The sequence below is a fragment of the Burkholderia ubonensis subsp. mesacidophila genome (assembly GCF_002097715.1).
GTDB lineage: Bacteria > Pseudomonadota > Gammaproteobacteria > Burkholderiales > Burkholderiaceae > Burkholderia > Burkholderia mesacidophila.
Map to the genome: position 1 here is coordinate 2671521 of NZ_CP020738.1, position 21001 is coordinate 2692521.

At 68.4% G+C, this 21001-nt stretch carries 17 protein-coding genes; 8 read left to right on the top strand and 9 right to left on the bottom strand.

The features are described 5' to 3' along the window. The first annotated feature begins 3 nt into the window (after positions 1-3). Positions 4-336 carry a hypothetical protein gene (locus B7P44_RS29520; RefSeq protein ID WP_084909394.1) on the top strand — a complete coding sequence of 111 codons (333 nt, stop codon included), beginning with the start codon at positions 4-6 and terminating at the stop codon, positions 334-336. A gap of 108 nt (positions 337-444) precedes the next feature. Then, entirely contained in the window at positions 445-1467 is a 1023-nt protein-coding gene (locus B7P44_RS29525) for a GlxA family transcriptional regulator (RefSeq protein WP_084909395.1), read from the top strand. Between the two features lie 64 nt (positions 1468-1531). Here B7P44_RS29525 and B7P44_RS29530 read toward each other — a convergent pair whose 3' ends face one another. Beyond that, entirely contained in the window at positions 1532-2944 is a 1413-nt protein-coding gene (locus B7P44_RS29530; RefSeq protein WP_084909396.1) for a discoidin domain-containing protein, read from the bottom strand. Positions 2945-3212: 268 nt separating this feature from the next. On the opposite strand from B7P44_RS29530, the gene B7P44_RS29535 reads away from it, so the two are divergent. The 3 genes from B7P44_RS29535 to B7P44_RS29545 all read left to right on the top strand — a co-directional run bounded on the left by B7P44_RS29535 (position 3213) and on the right by B7P44_RS29545 (position 6697). Then, positions 3213-4634, top strand: coding sequence for an aminotransferase-like domain-containing protein (locus B7P44_RS29535; RefSeq protein ID WP_084909397.1), 1422 nt, complete (start codon positions 3213-3215; stop codon positions 4632-4634). 163 nt (positions 4635-4797) lie between these two features. Continuing rightward, positions 4798-5820: a class I fructose-bisphosphate aldolase gene (locus tag B7P44_RS29540; RefSeq protein ID WP_084910097.1), complete on the top strand. Its 1023-nt coding sequence runs from the start codon at positions 4798-4800 to the stop codon at positions 5818-5820. Positions 5821-5875: 55 nt separating this feature from the next. Then, complete coding sequence (locus tag B7P44_RS29545; protein WP_084909398.1) at positions 5876-6697, top strand: hypothetical protein; 822 nt, start codon at positions 5876-5878, stop codon at positions 6695-6697. A gap of 72 nt (positions 6698-6769) precedes the next feature. Here B7P44_RS29545 and fdhA read toward each other — a convergent pair whose 3' ends face one another. The 8 genes from fdhA to B7P44_RS29585 form a co-directional block, all read right to left on the bottom strand. After that, positions 6770-7966 (bottom strand): formaldehyde dehydrogenase, glutathione-independent, encoded by a 1197-nt coding sequence (gene fdhA, locus B7P44_RS29550; protein ID WP_084909399.1) that lies wholly within the window; start codon positions 7964-7966, stop codon positions 6770-6772. A gap of 203 nt (positions 7967-8169) precedes the next feature. Next, positions 8170-9360 (bottom strand): HlyD family secretion protein, encoded by a 1191-nt coding sequence (locus tag B7P44_RS29555; RefSeq protein ID WP_084909400.1) that lies wholly within the window; start codon positions 9358-9360, stop codon positions 8170-8172. Next, positions 9361-10995: an efflux transporter outer membrane subunit gene (locus B7P44_RS29560; RefSeq protein WP_084909401.1), complete on the bottom strand. Its 1635-nt coding sequence runs from the start codon at positions 10993-10995 to the stop codon at positions 9361-9363. An 8-nt stretch (positions 10996-11003) separates the two neighbouring features. Further along, positions 11004-11942: a glycosyltransferase family 2 protein gene (locus B7P44_RS29565; RefSeq protein WP_084909402.1), complete on the bottom strand. Its 939-nt coding sequence runs from the start codon at positions 11940-11942 to the stop codon at positions 11004-11006. Between the two features lie 21 nt (positions 11943-11963). Next, entirely contained in the window at positions 11964-13568 is a 1605-nt protein-coding gene (locus tag B7P44_RS29570) for a DHA2 family efflux MFS transporter permease subunit (RefSeq protein WP_084909403.1), read from the bottom strand. After that, positions 13565-14851, bottom strand: coding sequence for a glycosyltransferase (locus tag B7P44_RS29575; RefSeq protein ID WP_084909404.1), 1287 nt, complete (start codon positions 14849-14851; stop codon positions 13565-13567). The genes B7P44_RS29570 and B7P44_RS29575 overlap by 4 nt, the downstream gene beginning before the upstream one ends. A 17-nt stretch (positions 14852-14868) precedes the next feature. Further along, positions 14869-15438, bottom strand: a complete 570-nt coding sequence (locus tag B7P44_RS29580; RefSeq protein WP_084909405.1) for a methyltransferase family protein — start codon at positions 15436-15438, stop codon at positions 14869-14871. A 47-nt stretch (positions 15439-15485) separates the two neighbouring features. After that, the gene (locus tag B7P44_RS29585; protein WP_084909406.1) at positions 15486-16388 is read right to left on the bottom strand and encodes an alpha/beta fold hydrolase; all 903 of its coding nucleotides are present in this window, start codon (positions 16386-16388) and stop codon (positions 15486-15488) included. A 727-nt stretch (positions 16389-17115) separates the two neighbouring features. On the opposite strand from B7P44_RS29585, the gene betI reads away from it, so the two are divergent. From betI to betA, 3 genes are read left to right on the top strand one after another with little or no spacing between them, the layout of a single operon-like run. Then, complete coding sequence (betI, locus tag B7P44_RS29590; protein ID WP_084909407.1) at positions 17116-17700, top strand: transcriptional regulator BetI; 585 nt, start codon at positions 17116-17118, stop codon at positions 17698-17700. Positions 17701-17734: 34 nt separating this feature from the next. Beyond that, positions 17735-19216, top strand: a complete 1482-nt coding sequence (betB, locus tag B7P44_RS29595) for a betaine-aldehyde dehydrogenase (RefSeq protein ID WP_084909408.1) — start codon at positions 17735-17737, stop codon at positions 19214-19216. 25 nt (positions 19217-19241) lie between these two features. Beyond that, a complete protein-coding gene (gene betA / locus B7P44_RS29600) occupies positions 19242-20942 on the top strand; it encodes a choline dehydrogenase (protein ID WP_084909409.1) in 1701 nt (566 codons plus the stop codon). Positions 20943-21001: the final 59 nt, after the last annotated feature.

Here is a 21001-nt window from a genome sequence, read left to right on the forward strand (position 1 = left end):
TCCGTGACGAAGAATGGGGAGGCGGCGATCGATGCGCAAGGCCCGCCACGCCTGGGTTTCCGGCATGTCCAGGGCATGGCTGCCGACGGCTCTATTCTTGTCGTTCGGATTTTCGGTCGATTGATGAATTTAGACGCGTTCTTTGCCTTTTCCGCCATGCGCGTCCGTTTTATACAAGTGATCGGTCGTGCTTTTTCGGATCGCCGGGCATCGCCGCCGCAGCGCGCCAACGGCCGGCAGGCACTGTGGCGGTGCCGCCGTCGCCCGCCGCGGGTGCAGCCGGTCACGGATTCGGTGCAGTGCAGCAGCGCGTTTGAGCCAAGTCAACGTATGTAGCTAGGGTTTAGCCGTATGGCACGCTTGTTGCGCTCGCTCACACAATACCGCAGCCCGTTCCGTGCCCCGGGCCAATAGCTATTAGTAGAGATTCAAGGAACGCTCCCCATGTCGCCCGACCGCACAGCGTCGCTGTCTCATTTCGCGTTCATGCCGTTGCCCAGCTTCACGATGATTGCGTTCACGAATGCGATCGAGGTGCTTCGGATGGCGAATTACCTGAGCGGCCAGCCGCTCTACCGCTGGTCGGTGATCAGTCCGGAAGGCGGCCCGGTCACGGCGAGCAACGGCCTGACCGTCGACACCGGCCCGGCCGAATGCGCGGGGCAGCCGGATATCGTGTTCGTGTGCGGCGGCGTCGACGTGCAGCGCTCGACCAGCGCGGCCCACCTGTCGACGCTGCGCCGCTTCGCGCGTTCGGGCATTCCGCTCGGCAGCCTGTGCACGGGCACCTATGCGCTCGCGAAGTCGGGCCTGCTCGCGGGCTACGCGTGCGCGATCCATTGGGAGAACATGTCCGCGCTGAAGGAGGAGTTTCCCGACACGCGCTTCCTGAAGGAACTGTTCGTGATCGATCGCGACCGCATCACGTGCACGGGCGGCGTCGCGCCGCTCGACATGATGCTGAACCTGATCGCCGCGCGCGTCGGCACCGCGCGCGTCACGCAGATCGCCGAGCAGTTCATCGTCGAGCACGTGCGCGACACGAGCGCGCAGCAACGGATGCCGCTCGTCGCGCGGCTCGGTTCGGCGAACAAGTCGCTGTTCGAAGTGATCTCGCTGATGGAGAACAACATCGAGGAGCCGCTGTCGCGCGAGGAGCTCGCGCGGCTCGCGAACATGTCGCAGCGGCAACTGCAGCGGCTGTTCCGCGAGCATCTCGGCATGACGCCGACGCACTACTACCTCACGCTGCGGCTGCGCCGCGCGCGCGAGCTGCTGCTGCAGACCGACATGTCGATCATGCACATCACGATGGCGTGCGGGTTCCAGTCGGCGTGCCATTTCAGCAAGAGCTACCGCGACGCGTTCGGCGTGGCGCCGACGCGGGAGCGCCGCAAGCAGGTCGCGCCGCTCGCGCAGGGGCCCGGCAGCGCATCGATCCCGACACTCGCGATGATGCATGCGTGACGCCTGCATCGCGTGACGTAAAAAAAAGCGGCCTTGCGGCCGCTTTTTCATTTCCGGTGGACGCTCAATACCCCCACACCTGCATTTCGTCGAGCGAGTAGCCCCACTGCGTCGCGCGCTTGGTGCCGTACATCCGCACGTAGCGGCCGTGGCCGTTGAGATTCGGGATCGCGACATGCCCCCACGCCACGCCGTTGTTGGTGGAGTAGATCGTCGTCCAGTTCACGTTGTCGTTCGACGTCTGGATCTGGTAGACGAGCGCGCCGGCGTCCCAGTAGAGATCGACGCCGTTGATGGTCTTCACGGACCCGAGATCCACGGAGATCCATTGCGGATCGACGCCGGCGCCCTCCGGCGAATCCCAGCGCGTGCTGGTGGTGTTGCCGTCGAATGCCTTGTCCGGCGTCAGCGACGCGTTGTAGCTGGCCGACGCGGCAGCGGGACGCCCTTGCGACAGCAGCGTGGTCTGGCCGGCGACCGTACCGCCGTAGTAGCTCGACCCGAGCTTGGCCTTCGTGGTGTCGGCGTTCACGCCGAACTGCGACAGGCTCCAGCGCTGGCCGGTCGTCACGTCGCCGACGTAGAGCTGATAGCCGCCGGCCGTCGTCGACGAGAAGAACAGGTAGTTCGTGCCGTTCACCGGCGCGGGGTCGGAGTTGTTGCTGATGCAGTCGTTGAGCGCGAGCTGATTCGGCGTCGACGCCGGGTCCGCGGTCTTCGAATAGATCTGATCGAGCTGGCTCGTGTCCTTCCAGCGCGCGTAGAACACCGCGCCGTCCGCGCGCACGATCGGATAGTAGGTCTGCAGGCCCGCCGGATTGTCGAACACGGCCGTGGCGCCGGTCGCGATCGTGCGCTTCATCAGGCCCATGTTCGCACCGGTGCCGGTGGCGTAGTAGACGGCGCTCGCGTCGGGCGCGAGAAACGGCATCGAATACTCGGCGCCGGCCGGCGCGTTGGTCAGGCTCACGACCGACGTGAACACCGGACCCGCGCTCGTGTACGACAGCGTCGCCTGCTTGACGTCGCCGTTCTGCTTGAACACGAGGGTCTTGCCGTCCGCGCTGAATTTCGGGTCTTCGTTGCGGGTGGCGCCCGTGCTGTTCGTCATGTTGATCGGCGGATTGCCGGTGCCGAGCTGAACCATGAACACGTTCCACGCGCCGTTCATGATGCCCATGAACGCGAGCCACTTGCCGTCCGGGCTGAACACCGCGTTCATCGGATCGGTGATGCCCCACGAGCTCTTGCTCAACTGGGTCAGCGAGTGCGCCGCGAAATCGTAGAGGAACAGCTGGCTCGTGCCGTCGCCGTAGTTGACGTAGCTGTGATAGACGAGCTTGCCCGTGAGGGCGGCGGGGAACGACGCATTGGACTGGGCCGGCGGATTGCTGATGCAGGCCGCTTCGGCGGCGGCGCCGGACAGGTTGAGGGCGATACCGGCCACAAGGCCCGCGACGAGGGTCTTCGATTTCACGCTGGGTGTTCCTGGGTGGAGGTGGAGACGCCGACACACAAGACCCCGCGCAAACGCGCGAGACCACGGATCAGCCGTCAGGCAGCGTGAATTCCGTATGAGTTGAACGCCGGTTGAAAGAGGTGCCGAGAGGATGCCCGCGAACCGGACGAATGAAAAGGATCAGAGTCTTAAAAAATCAAGCGGATCAGATATGAGGACCAGATGGTGTGCGACGCGTGCCGTGCTACTCTTTTTTCAGCGAGGCACGGCTCGGCCGAGGACAGGCATGAAGCGATACGCGGCGCTGGCGCAGACGATAGCCGATTCCATTCGGCGCGGCGATCTGGTGCCCGGTGCGCGCATTCCGACCATTCGCGACGCCAGCAAGGCGTTCAAGGTCAGCCCGACGACCGTGTTCCGCGCCTATTACCTGCTCGAGAGCGAGGGCCTGATCGTCGCGCGAACGCGTTCCGGCTATTTCGTTTCGGACGTCGAAACCAAGCGCGTGCGGCCGGGCCACGGCCCGCCCCGCAAGACGCCCGCTGCACGCAGCGGCGTCGACGATGCGCTCGTCAGGCTCGTGGATTCCATCAAGGATCAGGACATCGTTCAGCTGGGTTCGGCGTTCGCCAGCTATTCGCTGTTCCCGATGGGCAGCCTGTGGCGCTGCGTGACGTCGGTGGCGCGCAACATGAATCGCACGCGGCTGCTGTCCGGCTTTCCGCCCGGGGACGAAGGGCTGCGCCGGCAGATTGCATTGCGGTACCTGATCGCGGGCGCGTCGTTGCCGATGGACGAAATCGTCATCACGACCGGCGCGCTGGAAGCGCTGACGCTGAGCCTGCAGGCGCTGACGCGCCCGGGGGAAGTGATCGCGATCGAACGCCCGGCCTTCCACGCGGTGCTGCAGGCGGTGCAGCGCCTGCATCTGAAGGCCGTCGAAATTCCGGTCGATCCACGCACGGGGCTCGATCTCGACGCACTCGCCGAAGCGCTCGACCGGCATCCGATCCGCGCCTGCTGGCTCATGACGTCGTTCCACAACCCGACCGGCGCGACGCTGTCCGACGAGCGCAAGCGCGCGCTGATCGACCTGCTCGCCGCGCATCAGGTGCCGCTGATCGAAGACGACGTCTACAGCGAACTGTATTTCGGGTCGACGCCGATGCGCCCGGCGAAACTGTACGACGATAGCGGACTCGTGCTTCATTGCGGCTCGTTTTCGAAATGCCTCGCGCCGGGTTTCCGCATCGGCTGGGTCGCAGCCGGGCGTTACGTGCACCAGATCCGGCAGGCGAAATGCGTCGCGGCGCCATCGGCCGACGTGCCGGCGCAACTGGCGATTTCGAGCTATCTGCAGGACGGCGGATACGACCGCTTCCTGCGCAAGCTGCGGCGCAATCTCGCCGCGCATCAGGAGCAGATGCTCGCCGCGGTGCGCGCGTATTTTCCGCAGGGAACCGAAGTGTTCGCCCCGCTCGGCGGTTATTTCCTGTGGCTCGAATTGCCGCCGCGCGTGGACGCGCTGCGCCTGTTCGGCGCCGCGATGGAGAACGGCATCAGCATCGCGCCCGGGCCGATCTTTTCCGCGACCGGGGGATTCCGCCGCTACGTCCGTCTCAACTACGGCCGCCCGTGGACGCCCGCCGTCGAAAACGCGATGCGGACCATCGGCGCGCTCGCGGCCCGGCAGCGGCACGTGCGCTAGCACGGGGCATGCCTCGCACGCGCGCGCCCATCTTAATCATTGCGCGCCTTGCGTTCTGATCGACGCGCGACCAAAAATGAAGATCGGAAGGCCGGCGTTGCGACGCGCAACCGTCTGACCAGCACCCGCGTGGCGTCGCATCGCGGTCTTCATGGAGGATCAGATGAGCACCGACAGCGAACTCCAGGCGACGATCGACGCCCTCGTGCAGGACGGCAAGGGCTTGCTGGCCGCCGACGAAAGCGGACCGACCATCGCGAAGCGCTTCAAGACGATTGCGGTCGAATCGACTGACGAGAACCGCCGCGCGTGGCGCAGCCTGTTGCTGTCGACGCCGGGCCTCGGCGAATTCATCAGCGGCGTCATCCTGTATGAAGAGACGCTGGGACAACGCGCGGACGACGGCACGCCGTTGCCCGAACTCGCCGAGCGCCAACGGATCGTGCCCGGCATCAAGGTCGACGCGGGCAAGATCCCACTCGCGCACGCGCCGGGCGACGAAATCACGCAAGGGCTGGACGGGCTCGCGATTCGCGTCGATCGCTACAAGCAGCAAGGCGCGCGTTTCGCAAAGTGGCGCGCGGTGTACAACGTGTCCGACACGCTGCCGAGCCGCGTCGCGATCGAAGCGAACGCCGAGGCGCTGGCACGCTATGCGGCGATCTGCCAGGAGGCCGGCGTCGTGCCGATCGTCGAGCCGGAAGTGCTGATCGACGGCGATCATTCGCTCGCGCGTTGCGCGGCCGTGACCGACGCGGTGCTGCACGCGGTGTTCGACGCGCTGCATCGGCATCGGGTCGTGCTGGCGCACATGCTGCTCAAGCCCAGCATGGTCGTCCCGGGCAAAGCGCATGCGGCGCAGCCGGCACCCGCGGTGATCGCCGACGCGACGGTTCGTCTGTTGCGCGGCGTCGTGCCGGCCGAAGTCCCCGGCATCTTCTTCCTGTCCGGCGGGCAGACGCCCGAGGAAGCGACGGCCAATCTCGACGCGATGAATCGCCTGTCCGGACGGCCGTGGCTGTTGAGCTTTTCCTATGGACGCGCGCTGCAGGAACCGCCGCTTGCAGCCTGGAAGGGACAGGCGGCCAATGTGCGCGACGCGCAGCAAGCGCTGCTCCTGCGCGCGCGCCTGAACGGTGCGGCGTGCCGCGGTCGGTACGACGCCGCCATGGAGCGCGCTGCGTGAATGGATTCGGGTGGATTTCGTTCAGTCGGTTGCGCGGATCTGCCCTCGTCGAACGATGCGAGTCCTGCTCAACCGGAAAGTCATCGCGCGCGACACCCTGACGGGTGCGCTGAACGCGCATGCCAGATCGCGACAGGCGGCCTGTTATCGCTGCAGGGAGTGCGGCTTCGTCGCTTTCCGCGCGCTCGAGCACTGCCCCGTGTGCGGGATGCGGAACTGGCCGTTCGATGCGCGTGCCGTCAGCCCGGCGCGGCCGCCGTTCGACAGCTGGCCCATGCGCATCGCGCGTTCACTTCATCACGCCGCCATCCATCAGCCGCGCGCGTCGTCGGCGCCGTTGCTGAGCCTCGTGACGCTCGTGCTGGTGTTCGGCGGGTACGTCGCGTTCGACAAGATGTGCCAGGCGGACCCCGTCTGCCGCGCACCGGACCTGCCGAGTGCAACGGTGATCATCGGCGGCTTGCGCGCGCCGGCGGAACGGGTGACGCCGCCTGGCGATCCGGCGCTGCCGATGCCGCCGCCCGCCTATCCGTTTTATTCGCTCGACGAAGAACAACTCGCGGCCAACACGGAAAGCGGCCCGAGCGCGGGTCAAGCCGTTGACCGGACGATCGCAAGCGCTGCGCCGGCCGACGCGCAGCATCCGACCACCGCGCGCGCGCCGGATGCGATGGTTGCCGCGCGCCCGTGCACGGCCCGTGCCGCACCCGGCTGCGCGGGAGCGCATGCCGCGCCGATACGCACCGCGGAACTGCGGAACAGGCCCTTCCCGACGCATCACACGCATGGGATACGCCGCGTCGGCGCGCGCCCCGAGCCGGGACGGCGGCCGGCGTCGAACGAGATGGATCTTGCCAGACTCTATCGCGGGCACTAGCAGCCCGCATGCACGAAGGGGCCGGGGCGTTCGACCGCCCCGGCCCCTTCGATTACCGCGCCGTCAGCCGCGTTACGCCGCCAGCAGGCCGTGCGGATCGATGACGAATTTGCGCGGCGCGCCGCCGTCGAACTTCTTGTAGCCCTCCGGTGCCTGGTCGAGCGAGATCACCGTGACGTTGACGATCTGCGCGATCGGCAGCCGGTCGAACAGGATCGCCTGCATCAGGTTGCGGTTGTACTTCAGCACCGGCGTCTGCCCCGTGAAGAACGAATGCGACTTCGCCCAGCCGAGGCCGAAGCGGATGCTCAGGCTGCCGTGCTGCGCGGCCTTGTCCTTCGCGCCCGGATCGTCGGTCACGTACAGGCCCGGAATGCCGATCGCGCCCGCCGGCCGCGTGATTTCCATCAGCGAGTTCAGCACCGTCGCGGGCGCCTCTTCCGAGTGGCCGGACGAGCCGTGGCCGTGCGCCTCGAAGCCGACGCAATCGACCGCGCAATCGATCTCCGGCGTGCCGAGAATCTGCGCGATCTGCTCGCCGAGCGTCGCATCCAGCGACAGGTCGACCGTCTCGAAGCCCATCGCCCGCGCATGCGCGAGGCGCTCCGCGTTCATGTCGCCGACGATCGTGACCGCCGCGCCGAGCAGGCGCGCGGAAGCGGCCGCCGCCATCCCGACCGGGCCCGCGCCCGCGATGTACACCGTCGAGCCGGGCTTCACGCCCGCGCTCACCGCGCCGTGATAACCGGTCGGCAGGATGTCCGACAGGCACGTGAGGTCGCGGATCTTCGCCATCGCCTGGTCGCGGTCGGGGAACTTCAGCAGGTTGAAATCCGCGTACGGCACCAGCACGTACTCGGCCTGCCCGCCGATCCAGCCGCCCATGTCGACGTAGCCGTAAGCGCCGCCCGCGCGCGACGGGTTCACGTTCAGGCACACGCCGGTATGCGTTTCCTTGCACATCGCGCAGCGGCCGCACGCGACGTTGAACGGCACCGACACGAGATCGCCGAGCTTCAGCGTCTCGACGTCGCGGCCGACTTCCACCACCTCGCCGGTGATCTCGTGGCCGAGCACGAGACCGACCGGCGCCGTCGTGCGGCCGCGCACCATATGCTGGTCGGAACCGCAGATGTTCGTGCTCACCACCTTCAGGATCACGCCGTGGCCGATCGCGCGGCCGCTCGGATCGACCATCTTCGGATAATCGATATTCTGCACCTCGACCTGGCCCGGCCCAAGATAGACGACCCCTCGATTGCTGCTCATCGCATTGTCTCCATGTCTCGTTGGATGGCGCTGCCGCGCACGACAGCGTGCTGTTCGAGAGTAGACCGGGACATGGGGGCACCGATGTCTCAAACGCGACATGCGTTTGAATCGTGCCGACATCGGCGGCCGGAGGACGTGGATGGGCAAGGCGCCGGCTTTTTCGCGCCAGCGGTCCGGCGCGTATGGATCACCCGTATGGATCACCCTCCCTGGTTGTCGCGAATCACCGCCGCTGCGGCCGCCTCCGCCTCGCTCGCGACGCCGTCGTGCACGCGCGTGCTTTCCGCCGGCGTCGGCGGCTCGCTGTCGAGCGCGTGCCCGCCGCGATCGTGCGTATCGACGCTCGCCCGCATCGACAGCCCGACGCGCAACGGATGCGCGGCGAGATCCGCCGCGTCGATCGAGATCACGACCGGCACGCGCTGCACGACCTTGATCCAGTTGCCGGCCGCGTTCTGCGACGGCAGCATCGAGAACGCGCTGCCCGTCCCCGCCGAAAAACCCTGCACGCGGCCGCGATAGACGACCCGCGCGCCATAGATGTCCGACACGATCTCGACCGGCTGGCCGACGCGCATGTGCCGGATCTGCCCTTCCTTGAAGTTCGCCTCGACCCACAGGCGCTTCAACTGCACGATCGACATCAGCGGCACGCCGGGTCCGACCTGCTGCCCGACCTGCACCGCGCGCTGGCCGACGGTGCCATCGACCGGCGCGACGATCGTCGTGCGCTTCAGGTTGCGGTACGCAAGCTTGAACTGCGCGGCCGCCTGCACGACGGCCGGGCTCTCGTCGACCGGCAGCTTGCTGCCGAGCGCACGCGCCGCGTCTAGCTGCGCTTGCGCGGCCGCGAGATTCGCCTGCGCGCCTGCAACGGCCGCGCGGGCGCGCGCCAGCTCCTCCGGCGCGACGATCTCGACCGATGCGCCCGCGCGCGCCGCGAGCGCACGCTGCGCGAGCGACAGGTCCGCGCGCCGCGCGTTCACCGCTTCCACGTACATCGTGTTCGAGATCTTCGCGTTCGCGACCTGCCGCACCGCCTGCGCGAGCTGCGCCTTCGCCTGCGCGAACGCAACCGACGCCTCCGTGTCGTCGAGCCGCACGAGCACCTGCCCGGCGCGCACCGGGTGAGTGTCGCCGGCCAGCACGTCGGTGACCGTGCCCGGCACCTGCGCGGCGATCTGCACGATGGCGCCGGCCACGTACGCGTCGTCGGTTTCCTCGTAGTAGCGGTCGCGGATCCACCACGCCGCGAGCCACGCGATGGCGGCCAGCAGCACGGCCGCGAAGAACACGAGAAAGCGCTTGCGGCGCGTCGCGCGCCGTGCGTCGAGTGCGGCATCGGCCTGCGATGCCGGCATGGGAGCGGTGTGAAGGTTGTCGTGGTGCATTCAGTCGCTTTGCGTGACGACCAGGCGGTCGTGCTGGAACATCGGATTCGACGGCGCGTCGGACAGGCTTGGGCCGGCGGCCGGCGCGCGCGCGATCGCGGTTCGGTTAGCGGATGCAGCGCCGCGCTTCGCATGTGCGTTCGGCGTTGCGCGCGCCGCCGGCGCCGGGTCCGAGTCGAAGCCGCCGCCGAGCGCGCCGATCAGCCCGACGCGCAGCGTGCGCTGCTTGCCGAGCAGGTCGATCAGTTGCGTGCGCTCGTCGATCAGCGACAGCTGCGCGACGTCGACGTCCTTCTGCATCAGCAGCCCGCGCCGGTGACGGTCGGTCGCGATCTGCACGATCTTCTGCGCGGCGGCCACCGCGTCCTGCTGCTGCGCGACGAGCGCCTGCGAGGTCTGCAGCGACGAGACGAGCTGCGCGACCTGCCCGAGCGCGTCGTCGACGGTCTTGTTGTACAGGCCGATCGCGACGTCCGCCTGCGCGACGTCCGCGCCGAGCTTCGCCTTCAGCCGGCCGCGGTCGAAGATCGGCAGCGACACCGCCGGGCCGACCGAGCCAGCCAGCGCGTCGCGCGAGAACAGCGACGCGGGCGTCAGCGCGAACACGCCGCCGAGCCCGATGAGGTTCACGTCCGGAAAGAACTGCGCGCGCGTCGAGTCGGCGTTCGCATACGCGGCCTCGACGCGCAGCCGCGCGGCGACGATGTCGGGCCGGCGGCCGAGCAGGCCGGCCGGCAGCCGCGCGGGCAGCGCCGCATCGCCGAACGCGCCGAATTTGCCGACGTTGGGCCGCTGCAGCGCGAGACCGCGTTCCGGGCCGCGCCCCGACAGCACGCCGAGCTGCAGTTGCGCGAGCTTGATCTGCTCGTCGTTCAGCGCGATCTGCCCGAGCAGGCGGCTGCGCTTGATCGATGCGTCGCTCGCGTCGTACGCGTTGTCGATGCCGCGCGCGGTGCGCTCGCGCAGCACCGTCGTGACCCGCTGGCTGACCTTCATCTTCTGCTGCAGCAGGTCGCGCGCCGCGTAGGCCTGGTCGAGCTGGCAGTAGACGGTGACGATCGCGGTCGACATCGCAAGCCGCACCTGGTCGGCCTCGACGCGCGCCGCGTCGCGCAGCGACATCAGGCTCTTCGTCGCGGCCTTGTTCCTGCCCCACAGGTCGAGCTGGTAGTTCAGCGCGACGAACGCCGACGACGGCGACGCGGCCGGATCGCCGAAGATCTGCACCGGCACCTTGTAGCCGCCGATCGTCACGTCGGCGATGTCGCCCGGCTGCGGCATGCGCGCGCGGTTGACCGTCGCGCCGGCGGTGCCGGTCAGCCCGGTCAGCGCGTCGAACTGCTGCAGCTGCGCCTGCGCGATCCGCAGCCGCGCCTGCGCGACCTGCAGGTCCGGATTCTGCTGCAGTGCCTCCGCGACCAGCTGATCGAGCTGCGGGTCCTGCAACTGCCTGACCCAGTCCGGCGCGGGCCACGCGCCGGCCGCGCCGGGGCCGGCCGTGTGCGCGAGCGCATCGTCGGCCGGCGCGCGCAACGACAGCGACGGCAGGAACCCCGACGGCGCGCAGCCGCTCAACGCCAGCAATGCGGCCAACGCGCCGGCCGTCCAGCCGGTCTTCTTCCTCGAACTCCGCATCGCCGCCCTCACCCTTGTCGCACGTGCGGCACCCGCGCGGCCAGGCGCGGACGCGTGCGCTCGAGCGGGCCGAGCCGGCCGAACAGCCCGTCGGCGATGCCGAGCACCATGCCGCCGAGCTTCGCGAGCTTGTCGCGTTCGACGAGCACGATCTGCACGATCTGCCATAGCGTCAGCAGGCTCGGCACGATCGCCACCGGAAAGCGCAGGCCGTACTGCATGCCGAGCTGCACGGCGTTGCGCGCGCCGTAATAGCGCCGCTGCCACGGATGATTCGTCGACGTGATCGCGAAAGGACCGATCGCATGGCGCCGCTTCGCGCCGATCCGGTGCGGCAGCACGAGCGACGGCACGACGTAGAGCGGCACGTTGCGCGCGAGCGCGCGGAAGGAGTATTCGGTGTCGACGTGATCGATGAAGAGCGTCTCGTCGAACGGGCCGAGCGCGTCGTACGCGTCGCGCGACACGACGCAGCCCGACGAGATCAGGAACGCGCAGCGCTGCATCGCGGCGCCCGGCTCGATCGACAGGCGGCGCAGCGTGAGGCCGTTGGACGACAGCTCCGGCAGGAAGCTGCGCGCGTTCTCGTCGAAGATGCGCGGGCCGGCCAGGAACGCGCGCGGCGCGAGCCCCGCGCAGACGCCGCGCATCGCCGGGAAGTAAGCCTCCGGCACCGTCGAATCCTGGTCGAACAAGGCGACCGCGTCGACCTGCTCGCGAAACAGCGTCGCGAGCCCCGCGTTGAACGCGCCCGCGATGCCGCCGCGGTTGCCGTGATGCAGCAGCGCGATGCGGTCGCGCGCGCAGACGTCGCGGGCCCGCGCGTCCGGCTGCGGCGTGTTGTCGACGACGAGCAGCGCGTCGCTGGCGCGCCGCAGCGCGTCGAGCGCCGCGAGCTGCGCGTCGGTCGGGTGGTAGAGAATCACGAGCGCGCCGAGTGCCGCCATGTTGCCTCCGGGAAGCAATGCCTAGTGACCGAAGGACGCCGCCGCGCCCCGCTTCGGCCGGGTGAGCCACATCATCGCGGCGAGCACGAGACACGTCATGCTCGCCATCCAGAACATGTCGCCCGTGGCCATCATGTACGCCTGCTGCTGCACGATGCGGTGCAGCGTCGTCAGTTCGCGCGTGCCGTCGATGCCCATCGCGTTGAGCGTGTGCACGAAGCGCTGCGTGTTCGCCGCGGCCTGCGTGACCGCCTGCGACACGACGTCGTAGTGATAGGTCGCGCGGTTGTCCCACAGCGTCACGCTCATCGCGGTGCCGAACGCGGCCGACAGCGTGCGCAGGAAGTTCGACAGGCTCGACGCGGCGGCGAGCTTGTCGTCGGGGATGCGCGACAGCGTCGCCGCGGTCAGCGGAATGAAGAAGCACGGCAGCCCGATGCCCTGGATCAGCCCCGGCGCGACGATCTGCGCGAACGTCATGTTCAGCGTGAAGTGCGCGTCCCACGCGAGCACGCCGGCGAACACGAGAAAGCCGAAGGTCGCGAGCGCGCGCGCATCGAAACGGTGCGCGTGCAGCCCGACGAGGATCGAGAACACCAGCGCGAGGATGCCGAGCGGCGCGGTCGCGAGCCCCGCATGGAACGCGTTGTAGCCCATCACCGCCTGCAGCCACAGCGGGAACACCACGCCGACCACCGAGAAGCTCATCATCCCGAGCGAGATGATCAGCACGCAGAACGAGAACGTGCGGTCGCGGAACAGGCCCAGCTCGACCACCGGATGCGCTTCGCCCGCTTCCCAGATCAGCAGCGAAACGATCGCGAGCCCCGCGACGATCGCCAGCGTGACGATCAGCGGCGAGCCGAACCAGCCTTCGTCGTGGCCGAGGTCGAGCACCGCCTGCAGCGCGCCGACGCCGATCACGAGCAGCACGATGCCCGGCACGTCGATCGGGCCGGCCGCGCCGCGCTGCGCGTCGGGCCGCAGCATCGCGGTGCAGACCGCGAACGAGAAGATGCCGATCGGCAGGTTGATCAGGAAGATCCACGGCCACGAGAAGCTGTCGATGATCCAGCCGCCGACCACCGGCCCGAAGATCGGCGCGAGCAGCACCGTCATCGCCCACAGCGCGAGCGCGACCGTGCGCTTCTCGGACGGGAACGCGCGCAGCAGGATCGTCTGCGACAGCGGCACCATCGGCCCGGAGAACAGCCCCTGCAGCGCGCGGCACAGCACCAGCACGTGCAGGTCGCGCGCGAGGCCGCAGAGCAGCGACGTCAGCGTGAACAGCAGCACCGCGCCGACGAACAGCCGCAGCTCGCCGATGCGGCGCGCGAGCCAGCCGGTCAGCGGCACCGCGATCGCGGCGGCGACCGAATACGAGCTGATCACCCACGTGCCCTGGCTGTTCGACACGCCGAGACTGCCCGAGATCGCCGGCACCGCGACGTTGGTCACGGTCGAGTCGAGCACCTCGATGAAGGTCGCGAGCGACAGCGCGAACGTCAGCAGCGCAAGGCGCGCGCCGCGCAGCGGCCGCACCGCCTGCACCGCCTGCACCGCCTGCGCTTCGTCCGGGGCGGCCGGGGCGGCGCTCGCGTCGCGCAGCGACGATGCGGTGCTCATGCGCCCGCCGCGGCGACGGCGGCCGGCGCGGACGGCCCGGCCCTGCTGCCCGGCGCGAAGCGCTCGATGAAATCCGCCGCGCGCTCGCAGCCATCCGCCGCGCCGGCGATCCTCGCCCGCGCGCGGGCGCCCTGCGCCGCGAAGCCGGGATCGTCCAGCACGCGCCGCAGCGCAGCGCCGAGCCGCGCGCCGTCGACCGGACCGTCGAGGCGCACGCCGCAGCCACTGTCCGCGACACGCTGCGCGTTGTCGAACTGGTCGTGCGCGAACGGCGTCACCACCTGCGCAATGCCGGCCTCGCAAGCGAGCGCCGCGGTGCCGATGCCGCCGTGGTGCACGAGCGCACGGCAACGCGGCAGCAGCGCGCGCATCGGCACGAAGCGCCGCACGAGCAGGCGGCCGTCGTCCGCCGGCGCATCGGCGGGTGTCAGCAGGATGCCGCGTGCGCCGGTGGCGCGCAGCGCTTCGCCGACCGCGCGCGCATACGCGGCGTGATCGACGAGCGTCGAGCCGGCGGTGAACACGACCGGCGGCTCGCCCGCCGCGAGAAACGCGTCGAGTTCGGCGTCTTCCATACGCTCCCCGACGTCGTTGAACAGCGGAAAACCGCTTTGCAGATGCCGCGCGGGCCAGTCCGGCTGCGGCGGCGCGAACCAGTCGGGAAACAGGCACAGCACGCCGTCGGTCGAGTGCAGCCAGCGGCCGAGCACGCGCCGCGCGGGCGGCAGCCCGAGGTCCGCGCGCACTGCGTTCAGCGCGCGGCCGCACACGCGGTCGAGCACGAGCCGCTCGATCAGCGTCATCAGCGCCGACTTGACCGGCAGCGGCCAGCGCGCGGGGATCGTCAGGCGCGGGTGCGTCGGCGGCACGTGCGCGGACAGCAGCGTCGACGGCGACACCTGCACCGACACATACGGCGTGCCGTGCAGCTCCTGCATGAAGCGCGCGGAGAACGCCCACAGCGTGCCGACGAGCACGGTGTCGGCGTCGGCCAACGCGCGCAGCGTGTCGTAGTGAGGCCGCAACACCGGCGCGATCACCTGCCACAGCGTGCGGAACGACGTGCGCGGGTCCCACAGCGCCGGATTCGCCATCGCCGCGTCGTATTCGGCGGCGGTGCCGACCGGCACGAACGCGAAGCCGAAGCGGCGCGCGGCCGCCTCGAACGGCGGATGCGTGCAGAACACTATCGCGTGGCCGCGCGCCGCGAGCGCGCGCGCGACGCCGAGCAGCGGATGCACGTCGCCCGCCGAGCCGATCGCGGTCACGATCACCTTCGCCATCGCGCGCCTCGCGGGAGTCAGTAGAAGCCGGGGATCAGCGCCGCGACCTCGCGGCGGTACTGCGCGTAGGCCGCCCCGAAATGGCCGGTCAGCCAGCTCTCCTCGACGCGCACCTTGTAGGCGAGCGACGCGAACACGAGCAGCACGCCGAGCGCGCCGCGCCACTCGCCGCCGAGCAGCGCCGCGCCGGCGAGCGCGAGCAGGCAGCCCGTATAGATCGGATGCCGAACGAGTGCGTACGGGCCGCTGCGAACGAGCTCGTGGCCGTCCTTCAGCGTGACCGACACGCTCCAGTTCGTGCCGAGATGCCGCCGCGCCCACACCGAGAACAGCAGCCCGGCGATCAGCACCGCGAGACCGGCCGCGGCCTGCAGGCCGAAGCGCTGCCAGTCGGGCGTGAACGCCTGCCACGTCGGGTCGGGCAGGATGATCAGCGCGCCGCCGACGATCAGCGGAATCGACTGCAGCGTGCGCGAGCGCGACGCCTCCTTGCGCACGGTCGCCTTCACCGCCTGCGACGTGGCGATCCAGTATGCGAGCCACGCGGCCCACGGAACGACGATGGCGATGCTCTGAACGATATTCACGGCTGGCCTGCCTCGTGTGGAGTGGAAAGACGGATGGCTGCGCGGCGTCACGACGACAGCACGGGCCACGGCGCGCCCACGCATGCCTGCGACACGTCGGGCGACTCGCCGGCCGCGACCTGCGCGCCGCCGCAGAGGAAGCCGAGCAGTTCCGCGCGCGTGCTCTCGCGCTGCGCGCGGCCTTCGATGTCGAGGAAATGCCCGGCGGCCGGAATCGTCGCGAACTGCGCGCGCGGCACGTGCGCGGCGAGCCTGCGGACTTCGGCCGGCGTCGTGTATTCGTCGAGCGCGCCGTTGACGAACTTCAGCTCGCAGCGGATGTTCGAGAACTCGCTCAGGTAGCGCTCCGGCTGCAGCGACAGGATCTGGTCGACGTGGAACGCGACCTGGTCCTGCTCGTCGCGCGGCAGCCGCGTCAGGTAGCGGTAGTTGTACAGCTTCATGATGCGCGGCAGGTAGCGGCCCACGGTGTCGTTGAGCAGCTGCGCGGCCTTCAGGTTCTCGCCGGCGGCGATGTGGTCGCGCGCGCGGGTCACGTAGTCGACCATCGCGTCGTTGAGGAACGGCGAGAACGAGCAGATCACCGCGCGCCGCACGCTCGGGCAGCCGCGCGCGAGCGCGAACAACGACGCGACGCCGCCCCACGACACCGACACGAGGAACGTGGGCGCGAAGCGCTCGACGAGGTGCTGCAGGATCTCGACCTCGTCGTCCTTCGTCAGCACGAAGCAGCCCGGATTGTGCTGGCGCGACTGCCCCGCATACGGCAGGTCGAAGCAGACCGTGTTCATCCGCTCGCCGAGGTACTGGACGGTCTGCCCGAACGACGCCGTGGTCGCGAGCGCGCCGTTGACGAGAATGGCCGTGTCGAAAGCCGGATCGAATATCTGGCGTTCGACGTAAACCCTCAGACCATTGGGCAGCGGGACCACGTGTTTTTCCGTCGGCATCGTCGTTCTCCCGGTGGATTCGGCGTCTCGGCATCGTTGCTTGCTGCGGGCGCACAGGTGCGCGATGGCGCGCGCCGGCCCCCCCGGCGCGATCCTCGAGCGCGCCGTCGCCGACGCACTGCGTCAGGTTCGGCTGCGTCGATTGATTCTCGTCAATGCGGCGAAATATTAATACGCGTCAAATTGATTACTCAAGCCGCACCAAATATCCCCTCTACTCAAGTAGGAAATACATCGAATTCGAATTTTTCCCGCATTTTTTATGGTATGCGGAAAGGCACGGCGCCGCCAGAAATCGTTTTCATTGCGAGGCTGCCCGGCCATCAAAATCGCTCAATACATATTAATATTCAATAAGTTACAACGTTTCAAACGCATTTCTGAATCGCACCTCGCCAGCACCCTGCCCATTCGAATGTTTCTTCGCTTTCCGGAGCGCCACTAAAATCGTCAGCGTCAACATTCTTTCATTGAGGATGGATTCGCAAATATTCGTGCCATTCGTCAACCATCTCGTTCAATTTGAAATCTGTTTTAAACAAACTTTGCTTTATTTAGCAGTCTTGCGATTGTGTTTTCCGCAACCGTACATCGTTTGCGCCGCATCGGTCACCCCCTCCCCTCACGCTGGGCTTCCGACCCCCGTTTTTTATTGATTGAACGTTCAATAAAAAACCGCTAAGCTCTCGGCTTCCATTCATCCGCCGTCCGTGCACAGGGAGTCGCGATGCCGAAAGTGGGAATGCGGGAAGTCCGCCGCGCGCAGTTGATCGATGCGACGCTGCGCTCGATCGACGAGGCGGGCCTGCCCGGCACGACGCTCGCGTCGGTCGCGCAGCGCGCGAACATCTCGACCGGCATCGTCAGCCACTACTTCGGCGACAAGGACGGCCTGCTCGAAGCGACGATGCGGCACGTGCTGCGCGACCTGTGGTCGGCCACCACGCGCCGCCGCGTCGCCGCGCGCAAGGACCCGCGCGCCCGGCTGCGCGCGATCGTCGCCGCGAATTTCGACGACACGCAGATCAGCGCGCCCGTGATGAAGACGTGGCTCGCGTTCTGGTCGCAGAGCATGCACGAGCCGACGCTCAAGCGCCTGCAGCACGTCAACACGCGGCGCCTCTACTCGAACCTGTGCGCGGAATTCGCGAAAGCGCTGCCGCACGTGAAGGCGCGGGAAGCCGCCAGCGGCCTCGCCGCGCTGATCGACGGCTTGTGGCTGCGCGGAGCGCTCGCCGGCGGCCCGTTCGACACCCGGGCGGCGCTGAAGCTCGCCCACGACTACATCGATCTGCTGCTCGCGTCGGCGTGACGCGTCGCACGGTCGCCCCACCAAGGAGATCCTCATGTCCGTAATCGGTTTACCGCGCGGTTTGCAGCGCCTCTACATCGGCGGCGGCTACGTCGACGCCACCAGCGGCAAGACTTTCGACACCTTCGATCCGGCCACCGGCGAACTGCTCGCGCAGGTGCAGCAGGCGAGCGCCGCCGACGTCGACCGCGCGGTCGCGTCCGCACGCGAAGGCCAGCGCGAATGGGCGGCGATGACCGCGATGCAGCGCTCGCGCATCCTGCGCCGCGCGGTCGAGCTGCTGCGCGAGCGCAACGACGAACTCGCCGCGCTCGAGACGCGCGACACCGGCAAGCCGATCGCCGAGACGCTCGCGGTCGACATCGTCACCGGGGCGGACGTGATCGAGTACTACGCGGGCCTCGCGACCGCGATCGAAGGGCTGCAGGTGCCGCTGCGCGCCGAGTCGTTCGTCTATACGCGCCGCGAGCCGCTCGGCGTGTGCGCGGGCATCGGCGCGTGGAACTACCCGATCCAGATCGCGTGCTGGAAGACCGCCCCCGCGCTCGCGGCCGGCAACGCGATGGTGTTCAAGCCGAGCGAGGTCACGCCGCTGACGGCGCTGAAGCTCGCGGAGATCTACACGGAAGCCGGCGTGCCGGCCGGCGTGTTCAACGTCGTGCAGGGCGACGGCTCGGTCGGCGCGCTGCTCACCGGCCATCCGGACATCGCGAAGGTGTCGTTCACCGGCGGCGTCGAGACCGGCAAGAAGGTGATGTCGCTCGCCGGCGCATCGTCGCTGAAGGAAGTGACGATGGAGCTCGGCGGCAAGTCGCCGCTGATCGTGTTCGACGACGCCGATCTCGACCGCGCCGCCGACATCGCGGTGACCGCCAACTTCTTCAGCTCGGGCCAGGTCTGCACGAACGGCACGCGCGTATTCGTGCACCGCTCGATCAAGGATGCATTCACCGCGCGCGTGCTCGAACGCGTGAAACGCATCCGCGTCGGCAAGCCGACCGATGCCGACACCAACTTCGGCCCGCTCGTGTCCGCCGCGCAGCTCGACAAGGTGCTCGGCTTCATCGACAGCGGCAAGGCCGAGGGCGCGAAGCTGCTCGCGGGCGGCGCGCGCCTGACCGACGGCCACTTCGCGAACGGCCAGTACGTCGCGCCGACCGTGTTCGGCGACTGCCGCGACGACATGAAGATCGTCCGCGAGGAAATCTTCGGGCCGGTGATGAGCATCCTCGAATTCGAATCGGAGGACGAAGTGATCGCCCGCGCGAACGACACGCACTACGGGCTCGCGGCCGGCGTCGTCACCGAGAACCTGTCGCGCGCGCACCGCACGATCCACCGCCTCGAAGCCGGCATCTGCTGGATCAACACGTGGGGCGAGTCGCCGGCCGAAATGCCGGTTGGCGGTTACAAGCAATCCGGTGTCGGACGGGAGAACGGCATCACGACGCTCGAGCACTACACTCGAATCAAGTCGGTGCAGGTCGAGCTCGGCCGCTACAACCCGGTGTTTTAAGTTTCAGGAAAGGAGATTGACCGTCATGACGACGCGCGAATACGACTACATCATCTGCGGCGCAGGCTCCGCGGGCAACGTGCTCGCGACGCGCCTGACGGAAGATCCGGACGTCACGGTGCTGCTGCTCGAAGCCGGTGGTCCCGACTACCGCTTCGACTTCCGCACGCAGATGCCGGCGGCGCTCGCCTATCCGCTGCAGGGGCGCCGCTACAACTGGGCGTACGAGACCGACCCCGAGCCGCACATGGACAACCGCCGGATGGAATGCGGGCGCGGCAAGGGGCTCGGCGGCTCGTCGCTGATCAACGGGATGTGCTACATCCGCGGCAACGCGCTCGACTACGACAACTGGTCGACGCACAAGGGCCTCGAGAACTGGACGTATCTCGACTGCCTGCCGTACTTCAAGAAGGCGGAGACCCGCGACGTCGGCCCGAACGACTATCACGGCGGCGACGGTCCCGTGTCGGTCACGACCAGCAAGCCGGGCGTGAACCCGCTGTTCGAGGCGATGGTCGAGGCCGGCGTGCAGGCCGGCTATCCGCGCACCGACGACCTGAACGGCTACCAGCAGGAAGGCTTCGGCCCGATGGACCGCACCGTGACGCCGCGCGGCCGCCGCGCGAGCACCGCGCGCGGCTACCTCGACCAGGCCCGCGCGCGGCCGAACCTCGAGATCGTCACCCACGCGCTCGCCGACCGGATCCTGTTCGACGGCAAGCGCGCGTCAGGCGTCACCTACCTGCGCGGCAGCGAGCGCGCGACCGCGCATGCGCGCCGCGAAGTGCTCGTGTGCAGCGGCGCGATCGCGTCGCCTCAACTGCTGCAACGCTCTGGCGTCGGCCCCGGCGCGTGGCTGAAGGAACTGGACATCCCCGTCGTGCTCGACCTGCCCGGCGTCGGCCAGAACCTGCAGGACCACCTGGAGATGTACATCCAGTACGCGTGCAAGGAGCCCGTGTCGCTGTACCCGGCGCTCAAGTGGTGGAACCAGCCGAAGATCGGCCTCGAATGGATGCTGAACGGCACCGGCCTCGGCGCGAGCAACCACTTCGAAGCGGGCGGCTTCATCCGCACGCGCGACGACGACCTGTGGCCGAACATCCAGTATCACTTCCTGCCGGTTGCGATCAATTACAACGGCTCGAACGCGATCGAGATGCACGGCTTCCAGGCGCACGTCGGCTCGATGCGCTCGCCGAGCCGCGGCCGCGTGAAGCTGCGCTCGCGCGATCCGAACCAGCATCCGAGCATTCTGTTCAACTACATGGCCGAAGCGCTCGACTGGCGCGAGTTCCGCGACGCGATCCGCGCGACGCGCGAGATCATGCGGCAGCCGGCGCTCGATCGCTTCCGCGGCCACGAGCTGCATCCCGGCGCGGATCTGAAGAGCGACAAGGACCTCGACACGTTCGTGCGTGCGCGCGCGGAAACGGCGTTCCATCCGTCATGCTCGTGCAAGATGGGTTACGACGACATGGCGGTGGTCGACAGCGAAGGCCGCGTGCACGGGCTCGAAGGGCTGCGCGTGGTCGACGCGTCGATCATGCCGATCATCACGACCGGCAACCTGAACGCGCCGACGATCATGATCGCCGAGAAGATCGCCGACAGGATTCGCGGCAGGCAGGCGCTAGCGCGTGCGGATGTACCTTATTTCGTTGCGAATGGTGCGCCGGCGCGGAATGTCGCGAAGGTGGCGAGGGCGCCGGAGAGGGTTTGACGGAGTCGTGACGCCCGAAAAAGGCAAGGCCGGGATTCGTATATAAAGTCTGCGATATC